This is a genomic window from Mucilaginibacter hurinus, from assembly GCF_003324525.1.
GTDB lineage: Bacteria > Bacteroidota > Bacteroidia > Sphingobacteriales > Sphingobacteriaceae > Mucilaginibacter > Mucilaginibacter hurinus.
Map to the genome: position 1 here is coordinate 135,713 of NZ_QGDC01000009.1, position 19,284 is coordinate 154,996.

The 19,284-nt window shown below is 45.4% G+C and carries 20 protein-coding genes; 16 read left to right on the plus strand and 4 right to left on the minus strand.

Features of this window, described 5'->3' with window-relative positions; genetic code table 11:
- Positions 1–48: 48 nt before the first annotated feature.
- The 12 genes from DJ568_RS15495 to DJ568_RS15555 all read left to right on the plus strand — a co-directional run bounded on the left by DJ568_RS15495 (position 49) and on the right by DJ568_RS15555 (position 10,969).
- Entirely contained in the window at positions 49–1,152 is a 1,104-nt protein-coding gene (locus DJ568_RS15495) for a Clp protease ClpP (protein ID WP_114006207.1), read from the plus strand.
- Positions 1,152–2,546, plus strand: coding sequence for a fibronectin type III domain-containing protein (locus tag DJ568_RS15500; protein ID WP_114006208.1), 1,395 nt, complete (start codon positions 1,152–1,154; stop codon positions 2,544–2,546). The genes DJ568_RS15495 and DJ568_RS15500 overlap by 1 nt, the downstream gene beginning before the upstream one ends.
- A gap of 14 nt (positions 2,547–2,560) precedes the next feature.
- Positions 2,561–3,166 carry a hypothetical protein gene (locus DJ568_RS15505; protein ID WP_114006209.1) on the plus strand — a complete coding sequence of 202 codons (606 nt, stop codon included), beginning with the start codon at positions 2,561–2,563 and terminating at the stop codon, positions 3,164–3,166.
- A gap of 56 nt (positions 3,167–3,222) precedes the next feature.
- Positions 3,223–3,777 (plus strand): hypothetical protein, encoded by a 555-nt coding sequence (locus DJ568_RS15510; protein ID WP_147238780.1) that lies wholly within the window; start codon positions 3,223–3,225, stop codon positions 3,775–3,777.
- Between the two features lie 13 nt (positions 3,778–3,790).
- Positions 3,791–4,921, plus strand: a complete 1,131-nt coding sequence (locus DJ568_RS15515; protein WP_114006211.1) for a phage portal family protein — start codon at positions 3,791–3,793, stop codon at positions 4,919–4,921.
- Complete coding sequence (locus tag DJ568_RS15520; protein ID WP_114006212.1) at positions 4,899–5,450, plus strand: DUF6712 family protein; 552 nt, start codon at positions 4,899–4,901, stop codon at positions 5,448–5,450. Before DJ568_RS15515 ends, DJ568_RS15520 begins: the two co-directional genes overlap by 23 nt.
- Positions 5,451–7,433, plus strand: a complete 1,983-nt coding sequence (locus DJ568_RS15525) for a sialate O-acetylesterase (protein WP_114006213.1) — start codon at positions 5,451–5,453, stop codon at positions 7,431–7,433.
- Positions 7,434–7,435: 2 nt separating this feature from the next.
- Positions 7,436–8,251, plus strand: a complete 816-nt coding sequence (locus DJ568_RS15530; RefSeq protein ID WP_114006214.1) for a hypothetical protein — start codon at positions 7,436–7,438, stop codon at positions 8,249–8,251.
- Between the two features lies 1 nt (position 8,252).
- Positions 8,253–8,672: a M15 family metallopeptidase gene (locus DJ568_RS15535; protein ID WP_114006215.1), complete on the plus strand. Its 420-nt coding sequence runs from the start codon at positions 8,253–8,255 to the stop codon at positions 8,670–8,672.
- A 13-nt stretch (positions 8,673–8,685) separates the two neighbouring features.
- The gene (locus DJ568_RS15540; protein WP_114006216.1) at positions 8,686–9,030 is read left to right on the plus strand and encodes a hypothetical protein; all 345 of its coding nucleotides are present in this window, start codon (positions 8,686–8,688) and stop codon (positions 9,028–9,030) included.
- A 177-nt stretch (positions 9,031–9,207) separates the two neighbouring features.
- Positions 9,208–9,849, plus strand: a complete 642-nt coding sequence (locus tag DJ568_RS15550) for a hypothetical protein (protein ID WP_158534956.1) — start codon at positions 9,208–9,210, stop codon at positions 9,847–9,849.
- Positions 9,850–10,072: 223 nt separating this feature from the next.
- A complete protein-coding gene (locus DJ568_RS15555; protein WP_114006219.1) occupies positions 10,073–10,969 on the plus strand; it encodes a DUF808 domain-containing protein in 897 nt (298 codons plus the stop codon).
- A 60-nt stretch (positions 10,970–11,029) separates the two neighbouring features.
- Here the strand turns inward: DJ568_RS15555 and DJ568_RS15560 are convergent, their stop codons facing one another.
- Positions 11,030–12,049: an LLM class flavin-dependent oxidoreductase gene (locus DJ568_RS15560; RefSeq protein WP_114006220.1), complete on the minus strand. Its 1,020-nt coding sequence runs from the start codon at positions 12,047–12,049 to the stop codon at positions 11,030–11,032.
- Positions 12,050–12,270: 221 nt separating this feature from the next.
- On the minus strand, positions 12,271–12,462 hold the full coding sequence (locus DJ568_RS15565; RefSeq protein ID WP_114006221.1) for a hypothetical protein: 192 nt from the start codon (positions 12,460–12,462) through the stop codon (positions 12,271–12,273).
- Positions 12,463–12,793: 331 nt separating this feature from the next.
- On the opposite strand from DJ568_RS15565, the gene DJ568_RS15570 reads away from it, so the two are divergent.
- Genes DJ568_RS15570 through DJ568_RS15580 form a run of 3 tightly spaced genes read left to right on the plus strand, consistent with a single transcriptional unit; the run spans position 12,794 to position 14,699 of the window.
- A complete protein-coding gene (locus DJ568_RS15570; protein ID WP_114006222.1) occupies positions 12,794–13,780 on the plus strand; it encodes a YihY/virulence factor BrkB family protein in 987 nt (328 codons plus the stop codon).
- 59 nt (positions 13,781–13,839) lie between these two features.
- Positions 13,840–14,271, plus strand: a complete 432-nt coding sequence (locus DJ568_RS15575) for a hypothetical protein (protein WP_233496704.1) — start codon at positions 13,840–13,842, stop codon at positions 14,269–14,271.
- A complete protein-coding gene (locus DJ568_RS15580) occupies positions 14,268–14,699 on the plus strand; it encodes a DUF1810 domain-containing protein (protein ID WP_114006224.1) in 432 nt (143 codons plus the stop codon). The genes DJ568_RS15575 and DJ568_RS15580 overlap by 4 nt, the downstream gene beginning before the upstream one ends.
- A gap of 98 nt (positions 14,700–14,797) precedes the next feature.
- Here the strand turns inward: DJ568_RS15580 and DJ568_RS15585 are convergent, their stop codons facing one another.
- The gene (locus DJ568_RS15585) at positions 14,798–15,172 is read right to left on the minus strand and encodes a hypothetical protein (RefSeq protein WP_114006225.1); all 375 of its coding nucleotides are present in this window, start codon (positions 15,170–15,172) and stop codon (positions 14,798–14,800) included.
- A 148-nt stretch (positions 15,173–15,320) separates the two neighbouring features.
- Here DJ568_RS15585 and DJ568_RS15590 point away from each other — a divergent pair, with 148 nt between their 5' ends.
- Complete coding sequence (locus DJ568_RS15590) at positions 15,321–17,294, plus strand: DUF4365 domain-containing protein (protein ID WP_114006226.1); 1,974 nt, start codon at positions 15,321–15,323, stop codon at positions 17,292–17,294.
- A gap of 291 nt (positions 17,295–17,585) precedes the next feature.
- Here DJ568_RS15590 and DJ568_RS15595 read toward each other — a convergent pair whose 3' ends face one another.
- Complete coding sequence (locus tag DJ568_RS15595) at positions 17,586–19,205, minus strand: RICIN domain-containing protein (RefSeq protein ID WP_114006227.1); 1,620 nt, start codon at positions 19,203–19,205, stop codon at positions 17,586–17,588.
- Positions 19,206–19,284 lie beyond the last annotated feature (79 nt).

Below are 19,284 nucleotides of genomic sequence, written 5' to 3' on the forward strand. Positions count from 1 at the left end.
TAAAATAATTAGCAATTTTGAATAGTTCAAACAGCAGGAATTATTCAAATGAGCAAGCAGGCACACATATTTATTTACGGCGATATCTTCAATTACCCGGCGAGCGCGTGTACGGACAACGGCATAGTATGTCTGAAAAATGTAATCGACGTGATCAATGCAAACCCGGGTGCCGACGAATTTATCGTACACATCCACTCGCGGGGCGGAGATGTAAACGAGGGATTTGCCATTTACGATGCGTTGATAAATTCCGGTAAAAAAATCACCACCGTTATCGAAGGCCTGTGCGGATCTATAGCTACCGTGGTTGCGCTGGCCGGAACTACACGCCGAATGAACGAGAACGCCGAGTTTATGATACACAATGCCTGGTATGATCCATCGGCAATGAAGGAGTACACCGCTGATGCCTATGCCGGGATAGCAGACTTTATAAGGGAAGCCGATGATAAACTGCTTGCCCTGTACATAAAGGCTACCGGAGCGCCGGTAAACGACATCCGTGCAAAGATGGACCGCGAAACCTTTTTAAGTTCAGACGAAGCACTGGCATTAGGCTTTATAACCGAGATAGTGCAGCCCGGTAAAGCGGTTGCATACATCTACAAACCACAACAAAGCACAAAACCAAAATTAACAAATATGTCAAAAGTAAAAACCCTTGTCGCAAAGGCGACGAAAGCCTTGATGGCGTTGGCCGGAGCACAAGCCGCCGAAGCGACGCTGGAGGATGGAACAAAAATTTATTATGACGGTGACCTGGCTGTAGGTACCGCGGTATTCACTGACGAGGAACTGACCACACCAGCCGCTGATGGCGACCTTGTACTGGAAGACGGTACGGTACTAACCATAGCAGCGGGCGCCATAACCGAAGTGAAGGACGAAGAAAAAAGCGACGATAAAGCCGATGTAGCCGCACTTAAGGCACGGGTTAAAGCTTTAGAGGCAAAAAACGCTGCCCTAAAAAATGAAAATACCGAAGCGGTTAATGCCCTGGCAAAATTTAGCACCCGGCTTGCAGCCATGAAGGGCAATTACATACCACAAAACGGCGGCAATAACCCCGGCAAGTTTCGCAGTGCTCAGCAAAGCGGTAACTCAAGATTTGTACGTCCGGAAAAAAAAGCGAAAGGAGAAACTAAATAATGTCACTAATTAACGCAGAAGATTTAGCCTTTAACGGCGACGAAGTAAGAGATTTTGCTGAAGCTATTTTTGAGCAGCTTTATGAAAATCCGGTTATTGATCAAAACCACCTTATTGTTGAGGACATAGTAGCCAAAACACAAATAGCAATATTTGGCCACCTCAGTAAAATAACCAAAAAAGATCCCGGTTGCGGGCTGGGCAAGGTTACCAAAAGCATTCCACTCTCAGAGAAGTTTTGGGACCCGGTTCAAATGAAGATATGGCTATCTGAATGCCATACACAGTTTGATAATACCTTTATGGTTTACTACAAACGTAAAACCAGGGAATACCCCGACCTCACCACTACCGAAATATTCTCGATGTGGCTGGTAGACGAGGTTGCCCAGGCCGCCGCCGAGGATTTATTGCGCATAGCATATTTTGCAGATACAGCAGCCGACGAAGTTAGCGATGGCGGTGTATTTAAAAACGGTACCGACCTTACCGATTACACGCAGCTTGATGGTTTTTGGAAACAGGCTTTTGCCATTGTGGCCGCAAACCCTAAACAGCGGGTGCCGGTTGCACGTAACGCGGGTACCATGCTGGCGCCGGAGGAGGTAATTATACAAGGCAACGCGTCCGGCGGTACATTGGCTGCGGGTACTTACTATTACAAAGTTGTTGCGGTTGTAAGTTCAAACGTATCGTTGCCTGGCCAGGAAGTTTCGGTAACAACCAGCGGTTCGTCCAGCAGTGTTGTATTAACATGGCAGCCTGTTGAAGGGGCAACCGGTTACCGTATTTATCGCGGCACGGCATCAAACAGCCAAAGCGCTTACCAAACATCAACCAACCCCACGTTTACTGACACGGGCGCCGCCGGAACGGCTGGTACGCCACCTGTTACCGCAACCGCTAAAGGTTATGCTTACCAGGTGTTTACCGAAGAGGATACGCAGAACAGGGTAGCTACTAAAATATACCAGGACCTTGTATTTAAAGCCGACAGCCGCTTTCGCGGCGACGCAAACTTTGAGATACTGTCAACCCGTTCGCTGGCAGACCAATACATCCGCGAGCGACTGAATAACGACAAACTGGAAGTAGTTTACAACCGCGAAGAAAGCGGCATTGAGACGCTGATGGTACTGGGCAAAAAGGTGTTCATTTATGATATCTGGGACCGCACCATTCAGGCCGATCAGGATAACGGCGTAACCCTTAACCTGCCCCACCGTGCGCTGGCCATAAATAAAAACAACATGCAGGTAGACATAGTGGGCAAAGAAAGTCTGAAGGATTTTGATGTATTCTACGATAAAATGTCAGAAACGTCAAACATCAAAGGTGGCTACAAACTGGATGTTAAAATAGTTGAAAACTGGCGCCTGATGGCAGCCTATTAAAAGGAGGAAATTATATGAGTACCTGCGGTAAAATAACTGCCAACAGAAAATTTAATTGCGCTACCCCGCTTGTGGGTAACACAAAAGACTATGCCTACATCTTTAACCAGGATGATATAGATGTACTGGTGCGCGATAATGCTAATCCACAAATCGTTCGCAGCATAACGCTAAAGAGCGAAAAAAAAGGCTACCGGTGGGAGTCGCCGGCAAACGGTATTACCTCATCCAGCAAGCTTGTTCGTAAAAAGTACAAAAACGTTTACGAACAAGTGGTAGGCTTGCCTGTAACCGATAATAATTCGGCCATTAAAAAGGAGCTTGAATCAGCCGGGTACGGTAAATTCTTTATCGTATTAGAGAATAATCACCAGGCGGGCGATGCAATATTTGAAGGTTACGGCCTTGATTTGGGTTTGATTATCCTTACAAACGAAAAGGACAATAACAACAACGATACAGACGGCGCGTATGTGTTAAGCTTTGGTCAGGAAGAGACTGCGCGAGAAGCTCACCTGCCGGTAACTGTTGCTGCGTTAAATGACGAACAAACACCGGCATACTCATATGCCGAAACTAAGGAAATGCTTGAAGCATTGATTCAGGTAGATCCCTCATAGCTAAATATATGGGCAAAAGGGCAGATGTTTCATCTGCCCTTAAACATCAAATTCTTATGATATCCGATGAGATTTTAACCTGTTTACAGCGTGTGGACGATAACAGGCTGCTGATTGCAACGAAAAAGCCTGAAGGGTTAAAAATATTACGAGCCGCATATTACAAGGTTTACGGTGAGCACTACCAGGAGGGATGCGGCCCATGCCACGAAAAGGCATTTTATAAGCTCATGAAAATTTTAAACAATCCTAAAAGTTTTACGCCCATGGCAGAAAAGAAATATGTTTTAAAAAAGGGTTACCAGGTGTCTTTATTTGGCTCCGGAGAGATTTACACCAACAATAATCTGACAGATAAGAGAGCTGCGGCCCTGCTGCGCGAACGTCCGCAACTGGCTAAAAACTTTGTAACCATTAATGGCAAGCCTGCCGATGAGTGGCAGATTAAAACGGCTGCGAAAAAAATACCGAAAGCAACTGAAGTTACCGGCTTGATAGAAAAAGCGCATACCCAAGCCGAATTTAAAGCGGTAGTGGCCGTCGGCAATGACAGCAAGACCGGAGCCGGAGCGACTGGCAAAGAGCGTGAAAAGCTGACTAAAACCGAATAAAAGCAAAGTTTGAATGAAGATCCAACTAATTGATATTGAGAAAAGAATAATCCTGAAGGATAACAACGGTTACGGTATCGTTAACTACGACGTTGATAACGCGTATCCTCAGCGCATAAAGGCGATGATCAGGGCGTCTGGTACTGCCAGCCAGTGTTCGGGTACTTATTCGCGCTTTATCGAAGGCGAAGGCTTTAAGGATAAGTCTTTTTATAAGGCGCTGGTTAACGGCCGCGGTGTTACCATGGATAAGCTGTTGCGCAGCTGGGCTATAGACTATGCTGAATTGCGCGGGTTTGCAGTGCACATAAACTATAACGCGCTGTACCAGCCGGCCGGCTTTAACATTCTTCCTTTTGAAAATTGCCGTCTGCCTAATGAATCTAACGATAAACAGCATAACCGCATAGCAGTGTACCCGGACTGGGCGAAGCTAAAGAAAAGGAGTATCAACGAAAAAGATATTGCCTGGATAGACCGCTACAATCCGGACCCGGAGATGATTGAGGCACAGATAAGGGCGGCCGGTGGTTGGCAAAACTACAAAGGACAGGTATTCTGGTACTCTGCCGACGGCTATGATGAATATCCCCTGGCTCCGGCCGACCCGGTACTGGAAGATATTGATACCGATGCGCAGATTAAAACTTTTCGCAATAATTCGGTACGCAGCGGTTTCTTAGATCATATGCTGTTTATTCAAAAAGGAAAATTTGAAAGCGAAAGTGAGCGGGGTGACTTTAAGAAAGACCTAAAAGAATTTCAGGGGGCTAAAAAGTCTACGCAGATATTTTTGGTAGAGGTTGAAAGCGACGATGAAATACCCGAACTAAAGCCATTGCAAAGCACCGACCCGGATAAAAAATTTGAGCTTACAAACCGAACCACCAAGGATGCCATCATAGAAAACTATGGTATACCGCCGGTATTGCTAAACGCCCTCGTGCCCGGAAAGCTTGGCACAGCAACCGAGATTGAGGACGCTGTAAAGTTCTACAACAAAAAAACCAGTCGCGAACGCATCCTGATGGAAGAAACAGCCCTGCAGCTGTGCCAAAATTTTAACCCGGTGATAGCCCCGGCCGGTGGGGATTATTCGATAACAGAATTTACATTTTCAAATGGAAGCGCTAATAACAATTAATGATATAAAGGCTATCAGGCAGATAGCACAGGCTATAAATAATCCCGCCCGTATTGAGCCGCTTATACAAGAAGCACAGCAATCGGAAGTTAAGCGGCTGTTGGGTCCCGAGTTGTTGTATGATCTGCTCAAAAACTCGGGAGATGCAAAATACCAGGACCTCCTTAATGGCAAACAATACACCAACAAGCGCGGTCACGATGTACGATTAGAGGGGCTGAAGGTTGTAATAGCATATTTTACGTATGCCCGCTTTATATTGAGCGATAACCTAAAGCACACAGATGCGGGCTTCGTTGTAAAGCAAACCCAGTTTTCTGAAGCAGCCAGTCAGCAACATATAATGGCGAAATACCAGGATGCCCGTTCAATGGCGCTAGCCTACTGGGCCGACTGCGAAGAGTTTTTAAATGATAAAAAAATTAATTACCCCCTGTGGACTTATTGCGGTAATAAAAGCGGCGACGTCACATCGTCCGCTAAAATAAGCGCGGTAAGCAACAGGAACAACGATTGGAGGAATAAATAAATGGAGTTTAATCAACTGCCGATTAATGGGACGGATATCAACAGTGTGCCTGAGGGAGATGGGGTAGGAGCCAACACGAAGTTTTTCGGTTTAAATGCTGATGGCGAGTTAAGAAGTTTTAAGGCAGAAAAACTTAGAGGTGAAAATCTCGGCTTGGCCGGAACCGACATAATGCCTCCTGACGCACCGTTAGCTAACCAGTATTATGAACTTTCCGGTGCTGGTACTTACACCAACCTTCTTGATGAAAACGGCGATCCCTTAGTAGTAGCTGCAACTGGCGAAGGTGAGGCGATATTATATGCAAGGGCTTATTATACGGGTGAGTATTGGTTGTTAGACGAGAAACGCTTTGCTTACGAGCCGGCCGATTTAGCTGGCGTGATTCAAGATAGCGACCTTGGTTACACAGTTGATAATACAAAAATCAAAACAGTGCTAGCTAAGCCTATTGAGGCAAGCTCAATGTCAGCGGGCAATGTCGTGCCTGACCCCACAACACCGCAATCAGCTGTTAACCTTGCTTCCTTAATAAGTAGGGTTGTTGAGATGGTGGCCAATACATTTAAGAATAACGAAGTATTGCCATCCGGAATAGACAGGGTGGAAAGGGATGCTGCGGGTAGGGTTATCATAGCTGTTCATAGCGACGGTACAACAGAGTTTCTAGAGGTTGTCGCTAAGGAGGCTGTTAGTATAGCGGCGTCGAAAATCATACCTGACCCGTTGTTTGACTTTTCGGAGCGCGACGCTAACGGCAATGTTGGATATGCGATATTGAACGGGAAGGTAGTAGGCGATTCGGAGTATTTGAAGTGGTCCGCTTTGAACATACCTTCTTTATTCTTGCACTTCATTGGTTATGGACAGAGCCTTATTTTAGGCGGCAGTAATGTAGCGATTACTATAGCACAAATTTCAGCTAATATATTACGGTTTATCGGAGGTGTAAGGCCAAACGATGGTGGTGGCACTTCGGAGTTGCGTTATGGTTCACTAGTGCCATTGGTTGAGACTACAAGCGGTGATGGATATGGCGAAACTCCTTGCGCCGGGTTTGCCTCTCACTTATTCAAGTCTTTGAAGAAACTTACCGGTTCAACTGTCGAAAGCCAAAACATTAAATTATTGTGTAGTGCCAGCGGTGCTGGTGGTCGTACAATACTGCAACTGCAAAAAGGCTCTCTTTACTACAATGACATGATTGCCAGTGTGACGGCCGCAAAAGCGTTGGCTGCAACTGATAACCGTGTATACAATGTTCCGTTTATGGCATGGGTCCAGGGAGAGCAGGATTTAACGGACGGTACGACAATAGGTGACTACAAGGCCCGGTTTAATCAATTGTATACGGATATCAACACAGATATAAAAGCTATCACCGGCCAAGCGAATGACATTCAAATTGTGATGTACCAGGTTGCAACTAAAGGTAAGAATAATGGCGTGCCTTCAATCGGTACAGCTCATGCTGAAATATGCCGCGAAAACCCTAACTGCCATTTAGCTGTGAACGCTACTATAATGGCTTTTGTGGATAGTTCGCATTTAACCGCTATATCATCGAAGCTGCTGCTCGGTTCGTACCTGTCAATGGTTGCACGTAAGGTTGTTATCGAAGGTAAAGAATGGATGCCGCTTGATGTCGAAAGCATACATTACGCGGGTACCGCAATTGAACTTAAATATTATGTGCCACATGGCCCGATGGTGTTCGATACCGACACTTACGCGCCCGTTACTAATTATGGGTTTTCGCTACGTAGTGGCGGCAGCACCGTAACAATATCCTCGGTAACTATACTGGCAGGGAACATTGTTAGAATTATAGTTGCTGTTCCGGTAACAGCAGGCATGGTCTTATCATATGCGCTCAATATGGGTAACTTGCGGGACAGCATGGGGGATATAGAAATAGTAGAAGACGGGTTTATCCAAATTCCGCTTCACAACTGGGCTTTAACATTTCAAAAAACTTTATAAAAATGCAAACAGGAATAGCAATTATTAACGAACACGCTGATTACAGCACGCGTAATTTGATGACCATTGAAACGCTTGACCAATATTTTTCACTTAGTGGTATAACTGACCCGATAATAGTCGAGGCAGTTAAAGGCTTGTTTTATGGCCTCCAAACCGATGGTCTATGGAGCAAAGCCTACGCTGTGTATCCTCTTGCAGGTGCAACAGCTACCTCTCAACGTTACAGCATAAAGGATACGGCTGACAATGTAATAACTTGGGTAAATGACGCCCCTGGAGCTCATACAGTACTAGGATATACGGCTAGTGTAGCTCCGCGTTACGGCGAGTACGTTTTCCCATTTTCGGGAGCGCCTAATATTAGCCTAGGGGTATACAATAGCACTAACGCGCAAACGTCCGGACATCAAGCGATGGCTAAACTTGCTCCTGATAATGATAACCGTATTTACATCGGTCGATATATCTCATCGGTAACGCAGGTAAATATGGGCAGAAGCACTACAAATCCAATTGGCCCAGGTTCGTCATATACAGAAGCAAAAAAAGGTTTCTTATGCGGCCAACGCATTAATAATGCCGTAACTCTTTATGACGAAGGTGTCCAGATAGCATCCGGCACCGACACAAATAACTTCGTGGCTGGGACACGCGGGTATTTAGGGATTTCTGATCCCCAGAATGGAACGAGCGCTAACAGATGGGCTTTCAATGAGCCGATAGGCTTTAATTGGGTTGGCAGCGGCCTTACACCTCATGAACATGCTTTATTAAATGCGCGTGTAGTTGCTTATTGTACAGCAGTAGGGAGGTAGCATGTATCAATTTGGACAAGCCAGCAAATCAGTATTAATTGGCGTACACCCTAATTTGATGCGTGTGATCAAAGAGGCGATTAAAACATCGCCTTTCGACTTCACGATTGTAGAGGGAGTGCGCACAACAGCCCGGCAACAGCAGCTTTACGCGCAAGGGCGGGCAACCAAAGGCCCGATTGTTACTTACGCAGACGGTGTACGAAAAAAGTCAAACCATCAGCCAAAAGCTGATGGTTATGGCTACGCCATCGATTTTGTGCCGTTTATAAACGGCCGGACTGACTGGAATGCTGATGCTGAATTTACTCTGATTGCCCGGCATATACAAAAAGTGGGTAGTGATTTGGGCATAAGAATCACATGGGGCGGCGACTGGAAACGCCCGGTCGATAAGCCGCACATCGAGCTGGCAAAATAAAATAAATTAAACCATGACGGATATACAGAAAAGCGGGTTGGTAAAAGTATTTGCCGATCTGGTAGGCTTGTTTGATAGCAAATTACGAGCCTCGGTTACTGTGGCTTTGATAGCCGCTGTTGTATACCTGTTTATGGAGAACAAGGAGCTGAATAGGTCACGCATTGATGATACCAAATACTGGCAGGAGCGTGAGGCCAAACTCTATCAACGAATAATCAACCGGTATGACCCGCGGTTCAACGAGATAAAAGTGGTAACTGATAGTACAAAAGCTAAAGTTGACAGTACCACAGCGCGTATAGAACCGGTATTAAATAAGGTTACAGAAACCATCAACAAATTAAAAAGCAAATAAGATGAAAGGTATATTGCTAACAATTGTGCTGTTAATAACATTTATTTCGGCACAGCCTACCAGAAGTCTATACAGCGGCGGCAATCGTCGGGGTATCGGGATAGACACAAGCTTGCTAAGGCAAGAATTAAAATTGCGCCAACTGGACAGCGCCGTAACCAGGTTAAAACTTTACCGATGAAAAGTGTAACATTGGTCATCGCGGTTTTGCTAATAGTTAGCAGCTGCGGTATGTTCAAAAAAACTACCTTGAAAAAAGCGTCCACGTTACAAAATAGCGAAAGTAAAAGAGAGTATGGGCGCGACAGTAGCCTTGTCTTACACGATCGGTCAGTATATTCTTCGGACAGACAACAAGTTGACCGGTCGAGAATTACCACTATGGAAAAAGTGGAAGAGCCTGTAAATGTACGGGGCTTTGAAACGAGGTTGTCTGTGCCGCTGGATCTGGGCACCCTTTACCGTGGTATAACCGTAGTAAAAGATAATAATATTGAGGTATCGCATCTGCTTGACAGCGCATCAAATACCTTGCAAACTAATATCAGTGTTAAGGATAAGCAAATACTGGCACCTATACATAAGCAAACAATTGAAGAGAGGGATGTAACCAGTGTGAACAACAATGAGGATAGAAAAAATATCGGCAAAAAGTTGGCTGTAAACGTCAGGGAAAAAGAAGCTTCGGAAGCCAAAATTCAAGCAAAATACAGTGAACAGGCGAAAGAGCCGGCTAAAATGGGCGTTTGGTTAGGTGCAGTCGCCATAGTTTTGGTAACAGTTTTTGGATGGCTGTTATTAAGGAAGCCGGGTTTATAATCCAGGCAGGGTTAAAGTTAAAAGGGGCTGTTTGGCGTTTAATCTTACCTGTTCTTGATGCTATTCAGGCAAGAAGTGTGTTTTCGTTAGTTGAGCAGCGAATGTTGACGGCGATGTTATAGACAACAGAAAATTACAATGCTAGGGATAGACGCCAACACAGCGTCTCCTAAAATAATTTTATAGTAGTAAAACCAAATGACCCGGGCTTGCTTTATAGATTATGGCATCTGGTTTTTTTGCAGTTCTTGATGATATTACGGCATTAATGGACGATGTAGCAGTGGCTACAAAGTTGGCAACACGTAAAACGGCGGGTATACTGGGGGACGACCTGGCTGTAAATGCTGAGAAAGCCACCGGGTTTATGGCCGCGCGTGAACTGCCGGTGTTGTGGGCTATAACAAAGGGATCATTCGTAAATAAGATTATTATAGTTCCGGTTGCTTTGTTGCTCAATGCGTTTTTACCGGCAGCTGTAACGGGCATTTTGTTGCTGGGTGGTATATACCTTGCCTACGAAGGTGCCGAAAAAATAGTCCATTACCTGTTTCATCGTTCAAAAAGTGGCCATGAGGTAATTAAGGAAGCGGTAGTGGATGACCCCAATGCCGAAAAAACAAAGATCCGGTCGGCAATTACAACTGATTTTATTCTATCCGTTGAGATTGTTATTATTGCCTTAGGCAGCGTTGCCGATAAAAGCACAGCCACGCAGATACTCACCGTGTCTGCTGTAGCCGTACTGGCTACCGTTGGCGTGTATGGCATTGTGGCTCTGCTGGTAAGGATGGACGATGCCGGATTGCATTTGATAAAACGCTCGGGCGAGAAGGGGTTTGCCACAGCTTTGGGCAAGGTACTGGTAAAGGCGTTGCCGATAGTGATCCGCATACTGGCCGTTGTAGGTACAATAGCGCTTATCCTGGTTTCGGGCGGCATTTTTGCGCATAGTATCAATTTTTTACACCATCTTTTTCCGTCCGTGCCGGCAATTGTAAAAGAATTTGCTTTCGGCTTAATAGCGGGACTTGTGGCAGTTGGTGTAATGGAAATTGGTCGGGCCATAATCAAGCCGAAAAAAGGCACGGTTGATAGTACCCACAATCATACGTCGTAGTCAGCTTTAAAAAATGTTACATCCGTCCGGCTTAATCGCACAATTTGTCAAAATCAGCATTTACCGCCAGCCCAATCCCGGCGCAACGTGCTCTAAAATAGCTGATAGCGCGTGCACATTGTAGTCAACACCTAAGGTATTAGGTATAGTTAACAGCACGGTGTCGGCTTCTTGCAGGGCTTCGTCCTCGGCCAGTTGTTTTATTAGCTGGTCGGGTTCGGCGGCGTAGCTTCGGCCAAAAACCGCAACTTTGTCGGCCTCTATGTAACCAAAGCTGTCTGATGATTTTGATTGACCGAAATAAGCCCTGTCCTGGTCATTCACCAATGCAAAAATAGACCGGCTAACCGAAACCCGGGGTTCCCGCTGATGCCCGGCTTGTTTCCACGCTTCTTTGTACAACCTTATCTGTTCGGCCTGTTGAATGTGAAACGGCTTGCCGCTTTCATCAAACTTAAGGGTTGAGCTTTGCAGGTGCATAGCATTTTCGGCGGCCCAAACTGCCGTGGCGTTAGATGCCGCACCCCACCATATCCTTTCGCGCAAGCCCTCTGAGTGTGGCTCCAAACGTAGCAGCCCCGGTGGGTTTGGAAACATAGGGTAGGGGTTGGGTTCCGCAAATCCTTCGCCATCCAGCCTTCGTAAAAATTCCAGCGCCTTGCGCCTGCCCATCTCCGCGTCGGTTTCGCCGCTTGCTGGTTCGTAACCAAAGTAGCGCCAGCCGTCAATCACTTGTTCGGGCGAACCCCGGCTAATGCCCAATTGTAAGCGTCCGCCCGAAATAAGGTCGGCCGCGCCGGCATCTTCAACCATGTATAACGGGTTTTCGTAACGCATGTCAATCACCCCGGTGCCAATTTCTATTTTACTCGTTTTGGCGCCAATGGCCGACAATAAGGGAAAAGGCGAAGCCAGTTGCGCCGCAAAATGGTGGACACGAAAATATGCGCCGTCAATGCCTAGTTCTTCGGCAGCCACGGACAGGTCAATAGATTGCAGCAGGGTATCTGCTGCGGTACGTGTTTTATATGCAGGATGATCAGACCAATGTCCGAACGATAAAAAGCCTATCTTCTTCATAAATGATGTGTATGAAATAGTTGCTGTAAAGATAGTGATAGGTGATATACTAACATATTACAAACCATTAAGCCATGGTGATATGTCTTTAAAACGACAAAACTTCCTCCCGATCCCTAAGCATAGAAACGGCGCCGCTGTATTTTAAAATCATCACAAGAAGCTACAAAGACGGCAGAGTAATGTAACTGAGAAAAGGTTAGCCAAGCGTGCATAGTGGGTCAACGACCGTTTTTACTTACCGCGTTTTTTATCAATATAAAAACAGAGGCGGCAAACACAATAAGATAAATAACAGCGAGAGCTGGTTTTTCAAACCTGAAAGTTTCAACGTCAAATTGCCTCCACAATGATACACCTAAAATGATGGCAACCACAATTAGTGTAAATGATAATGCGTTCTTCTTTTCCATTCTAAATTGTATCCACGCTTAGCGTGGGTATATGCATCAAATGTATGCTAATAGACGCCGTTATGCAAATGCTTACTATAGCGTGTCTCCGCCCAACTTTTTTTAAACCGGTGCTAAGGCAATTGCGGCATCTTTAAAATTTAATGAACTATTAAGCCCGTTTCAGGTTATCAGAATATATAAAGATAATTTATGACAAAAACAAATGCCGACACCGCCGCTTGCACCGGGCACTATTATACAAGCGGTTTTTGCCTATCCGGGTGTGTAGCTTCGCGGGATTTTACAGCTGGCAATCATCACGGTTTAAGTCACACTAACCCTTACTTTTATGGCTGTTAAAGATTATTTTACAAAGCAATCATTTAAAGATGGTTTTACCATTTTAAAAGCCGCGTTTAACGGCTTTACTGACGACCTCGCACTTAAATTCAGTGCATCGCTGGCTTACTACACCATATTTTCGTTGGCACCTTTACTGCTGCTGGTAATATCCATAGCAGGCGTTGTTTTGGGCAAAGAGGCTATGCAAAACCAGTTGTTTACAGAAATCAACGGCATTGTAGGTAATGATGCCGCTAAGCAGATACAGGATATGATTAAAAGTCTTGAAATGTCTGGTAAGTCAACCATCTCGGTTATTATCGGCGTAGCGACACTTATTATCGGGGCAACTACCGTGTTCGGCGAAATTCAGCAATCTATCAATATTATCTGGCAGGTTAAACCCAAGCCCAAAAAAGGCTGGCTTAAAATGATAAAAGACAGGATATTGTCAGGTTCTATGATAGTCACTTTGGGCTTTCTTCTGCTGGTATCATTAATACTTAACGGCGCAATAACGGCACTAAGCGACTATTTAAAGAATTTTTTACCTGACATTACTGTCACCATTTTTAACATTATCAGTGTCTTTTTCAGTTTTGTTGTAATCACGGTACTGTTTGCGGTTATTTTTAAAGTATTACCTGATGCCAAAATAAGCTGGAAGGATGTACGCTCGGGGGCTATTTTTACTGCCGTACTTTTTATGATAGGCCGGTTAGTAATAGGTATTTACATCGAAAAATCAGGCACCAGTTCAACCTACGGCGCTGCCGGGTCACTCATAGTTATTTTGCTTTGGATATACTACACAGCGGCCATATTATATTTTGGTGCCGAATTTACCCGTGCCTATGTGGACTTTAAAGGCAAGCGCATTGAGCCGGCCGACTTTGCCGTGCATGTAGAGCAAAAAGAGGTTGAAAGGGACACCGACGTTGTACCGCCCAAACATGATATTGACAAGGAGGACGGTAGTGATAGCAATAAGTAGAAATTTATATTACTGACAGGGGTACATCAATCAAAATATATAGTGTTATGAAAACAACAATGAGCAGCTTACTTGGCGGCATAGCAGGTGCCATTGCGCTAAACGCCGTGCACCAGGCCGTTAAGCAGTTTTACCACGCGGCGCCCCGGGTTGACCTGGTGGGCGAGGAGGCCATGGCCAAGGGGCTCGGCAAGTTAGGTGTTAAACCACCCACGGGCAATGCGCTGTTTGGCGCAACAATGGCGGCTGATTTGGTTAGCAATGCCTTGTACTACAGTGCTATTGGCGCGGGCAAACGCAAACAATTGCCGGTTATAGGCGCCGCTGCCGGGCTGGCCGCGGGTATTGGGGCCCTCACCTTAACCAAACCAATGGGCTTAAATGATGCCCCAATTACCAAAACAAATCAAACCAAAGTACTTACCGTTGCCTGGTATACGCTTGGCGGCATAGTGGCGGGGTGTGTTATAAAGCGGCTGCGAAAAAAATGAACAATTACAATAGTACATTACAGCGGTTTATTGATGCGCAGCAACATGACTACGAAACGGCGCTGGCTGAAATAAAAGCCGGGCGCAAACGCAGCCATTGGATGTGGTACATTTTTCCGCAAATGGCCGGCCTGGGCATGTCAGATACATCACGCTTTTACGCTATAGAAAATATAGATGAAGCCGGCGCGTACCTTGCTCACGAAACGCTTGGCCCACGGCTTATTGAGCTTTGCCGGGCGTTGCTGCAACTGCAAACAGATAACCCGCACCATGTGTTCGGCAGCCCCGACGACCAAAAGCTGCAATCAAGCATGACTTTGTTTGAAGCCGTGCCTGCAAGTTCCCCGGTTTTTGGCCAGGTGCTCGCAAAATTTTATGGCGGCCTGCGCGACCAGCGTACACTCAGTTTAATCCGACAAGCGTAATAGGCTTTAGTTCATATAGTTAAATACCGGATAAGACGACACCAAGGCGCTAACTACTCTGCCTTATACCTTTAAGTAAACCTGTTCCCGGCTTCTCTTTAAACGCACCAGTGTTTATCAAGGTAGGTCACAAATACAGATTCCTGTAACAAGGTGTCCTTCATCAGCGAAGCCAGCGATTCAAGTGTCGCGCGAACCTCACCGTCATCACGGCTCATATCTTCTTCGCCGGATAATTCGCCGGTGAAGATAACGGTAGGGGTGACCGACACCCTCTCCGGGGCCTTTTCAGGCGCCGGGAAAATGATGGTACCGGCTTGCAGCATCCCGCTAACAATAGGCTCGTTACCGGCCAGCCGCGTGTTCATCCACCCGGCAACAACTTTTTCGGCATCCTCAAAGGTAAACAGGCGGCCATCCGGTTCGTATCCTTCCTTTAATCCGCAGGTTATTTTAAAACTTTTCTTTTGCATAGGTAGTGTAATTGGAGGTGTTGTGCACCGCTTTTTAGTTTATCGCAAAACGAGAAATTTTGTTTGGGATAACTGGGATTAATTAAGCAACATTCTTAAACATAACAACCTGATTAGCTATATTAGTAGTTCAAAGAACTATTATTTAATGGCATTTGACGACCTACCACAAATAGATGCGTCTTCAGAACATGATGATGAGGCAAAAAATAAGCTTTCAGGCATATTAAGTCAGAAAGCAGGTTATATCCCCAGAGAGCAGATCCCCGATAAGGGATGCGATTATCTTGTTGAGCTGATTAAAAACCGCTTGGCAAAAAACTGGCATTTTGGAGTACAGCTAAAAAGTATTGAAACACCATCGTTGATTTCTAATGGTTATGTTATTTCATACTCTTGGCTAACTTCTAGGCTGGGCTATATGATGCGAAATACCCCCATCTTCGGGCTATTAGTTATTTATGACGTTTCATCCCAAACGCTATACTATGAACATGTAGAAAAGATCTATCAGAAATTGATGGAACGCGAAAGCGATGACTGGAAAAAAAATGATAAGGTTAGTGTCCACATACCGGTTTCCAATGTTTTAGATTCAAATTCAGTTGCAACAATACATAAAACTTTTCTAAAGCGATTTACAAATCTGTCCAAAATGACGAGCGATCATGCAGCAAGCTATGATCTGCCCGTCCTGAAAATGAACTTCGTGTCAGAATACGACGTAAATTCTACCACGGATATAGTTGAAATTTTACGAAGATTGGGCCTGTCGTCAATTGCGGTCGACGATATTCCTACGATTTATGAATTAGTCAATCGTCTACCAAACAGTGAAATAATTCAACATAAAGAACTTTCGATTTTAGCTGCGCTTTCTTTTAGTGAAACGGGAAAGGTTGCAGATTCCGCCTACTATGTACAAAGAGCATTAAAAAGGTTCACCCTATCAGATGGTGAAAGCCTAATGGTGCATTTTATCAGTCTGAAAAACGATTATAGTTTAGGTACAATTGATGCTAAAGAGTTTATCGAGGAATGCAAGATTTTGCTCGGAAAAACTGATGACTTGGGTAACAAAGTCACGCTCCGCCTGAATGTTCTAAACTTTGAGTTATTGCTCATCAAAGCTTTTACCAATGTACCAGTTGAACTGGTGGAGGAAATCAGTGATCTTGCCGAGGTAATTGATAAGATGGATGAAGCAACCAACAAGTATTATCTAAAGTTATGGAATTTAGAGAACCTTGCGCTTTTTATCGGTCTTGTCCGTACACAAGGTCTCAACGAAATGATCGTCCTTGAGGAATTTGACAGCCCGCTATCTCTCGACGAACGTCTAATAGCAGCACGAAGAATAGTAGCAATGCAGGAACTGTTCACCCGTGAATTACACTCGGTAGATGAATATGCAAAGCAAACAGACAATGTACTTTTGCAAGCTTTTGCAATACTTCTGCATACCCGATTTAAGTTAAGCATGGAAATTGATTTAATAACGTTTGCTACCGATCCAAATAATCTGGAAGAACGGGAGAAATGGTTAAATCACCATCTTATGCTTGCCGATCATGGTTTTGCAGTATTTATGGGAAATAGCTTGTTAGGCCCAGCATATACATTACTGTGTCTAACCTTTGAACTTCATACGATTATGACAGAATGGTTTGGTTTTGATAGTCCTATTATCGTTTCACAGCTTGCAGTAAATTTGAAAGTGCTTGAAAATGATCTTGAACTGTCACCTTTCAAATCAAGTATATTAAACTTAATAAATCGCAAAAAAAAGGTAGGCAGACCAGATGACGACATCCATCACGGAATGAAATGGTTACTCCATTTAGACCGGGGTCAAATGGAAAATTTAGCGCAAATTACCATTCGCTCCGGTAAATTCCATAATGCAAAATTGGAGAACATGATGCATGAAATGGAAAGTTTCAAATTGTTTTATCAGCGATGTAGTGATCCGGATATTTATCCGATGGTAAGTAAAGTGCCTATCAATATCGTTTATGCAATAAAACCAAGCTTTCAATTACACAACCGTCGAACTGGACTTTTTTCTCTTACCAGTGATGATATGAGTGTGCTTTTGGAAGCCTGGAATCTTTGTAAATAGAGATAATTCCCCGCAAGATGCCGCTCGCGTTTTGCCCTTCATTTAGGCCCCTGTATCGCTGTTTTTATTTAAAAATGCATTAAAATCAATATCGCCGTAGTAATCGTTAGTAACAGCCTAGGAAGTTAACCAACGTTCTCCGGGCGGGGTAGACCAGCGGCACAAATAAACGTCTCTTGTAAAGAAAATCAACAACAAAGCCTGTTTAATCACTTATTAAACAGGCTTTGTTGCTTGTGCAAAGAGAAGGATTATAAGCGCAGAGGATTTAACGGTAAAGGCAAAACCCCTCTACTCAATTAAACTCATCGGCACCCTAATCCCCCTTGGCCGGTACCTTCCCGGGTCTTTCCTGCCGGCGGAGCATGATGTGCCGCAGTTAGAACCGTCAGAATTAACGTTGTAGGTTATCAGCAGTTCGTTTTGGGCGTTTACGTATTCGGGATGGGGTATGCCCCAGTAAAAGCGTGCGGCGGTGCCGTTATACAGGTCGGGTATGTTGTATACCTGTTTGCGGTAGGGCGAGCCTGCCGCGCCGTCGGCGGTGAACGGGCCTGTAAGGCTGTTGCTTACCGAGGTAAAGATGGCCGTACCTTCGCCGCAGTTTGTGCTTAATTCGGTGCTTACCATTACGTATTTACTGCCCACCTTGGCCACAAACGGAAATGGCGCCGCCGACTCGCCAACGGCAACCGAACTGGCCGGGTTGGTAACCCAGGCAGACCCGTTCCAATACGTCCAGGTACCGCCTGCTATTGCGGTTTTAAGGAAGCGGGCCACGTGCAGCTCGGCCACTATAAAGCCAGCCTTGGTGCCGTAGGCATATATGTAATTATCAGGCCCTACCACAAAGCCTTTGCCGAAGGAGAGGCTGCCCGTGGCAGGCAGATTGGCATAGCTGATAACAGTATTTGTTGATACCTGGTACCGCGCCCACAGGTCGGGCCCCACCTCGGTAGTGCCGTTCATGGTTGTGCAATACATGTATACAATGTCGCCAAACTGAAAGCCTGCCGTTATCCAGTTATATTTAGTGGTGCCGGGCTGACTTTTTACCCAACTACTGCCGCCGGCGCCTAACAGGGTAGCGGGTTTTGATGTCCAGTTGCTCTTGTTTTGCAGCAGGCCCACGTTGTTTACCATGGCCTGGTTGCAGGTAATGGTGCCATTGGCAAAGGTGCTTATGTTCGAATCGTCCATCATCCATAACACTTTTCCGTTTGACAGTTCGACCGAGTTAGTGCCGTCGCCGGCGTTCCACCCGGTGGCATCATCGCGCCTGAAAAAATTGGTTGACGACCGATCCATATAAGCCGCGGTTACCGGTTCAAGCAAAAAGTAACCTTCGCCCTGTATGGCAGCCGAATAGGTTTGTATTTTAATGGTAGCTCCATGCGCGGTTGAACTTGGGTCGACGTGGAAGCCCTTGGTTAAAGCCTGTTTAGCCCTGATGCGGTATACGCCATAGCCCTGGTACTCTATTTTCCACTGCTGGTTATCAGGCACGTTGTTGCCAAACGGGTACTGTATCACCGATGAATGTTCGGCAGTATTGCCAATGGTTACAGCCTGCCCGGTGTAGGCATTTATAATGATATGGTAACCGTTGCCCAGGTCGGTTATGCGCCAGTCTCGGCTGGTTTGGGCTACGTAGTTTAACTGCTTAAGTACGGCGCCCGGGCTGTAGCTATTGTTGTCGACACCTAAAGTACGGTCGCCGGCGCCCCATGTTAAGTACGTAAAAATACGGAAAGTGCCGGTAGGCACCGCGCCGGTAATGGTAGCATTGTTTTGTTTTGCCCCTGTTTTACCGGTGCCATTTCCGGCAATTGGGCTTTCGGTTTTGCGGCAGCTTGGAAAGGCCAGGGCACAGCCCAGCCACAAACATGTGATTAGTACATTGCTTTTCATAATAATTTAGATTTAATTGGTAATTAGTTATACTAATGTAGGATTATTAAACGATAACTTGTATAGGCGACTTAATGTA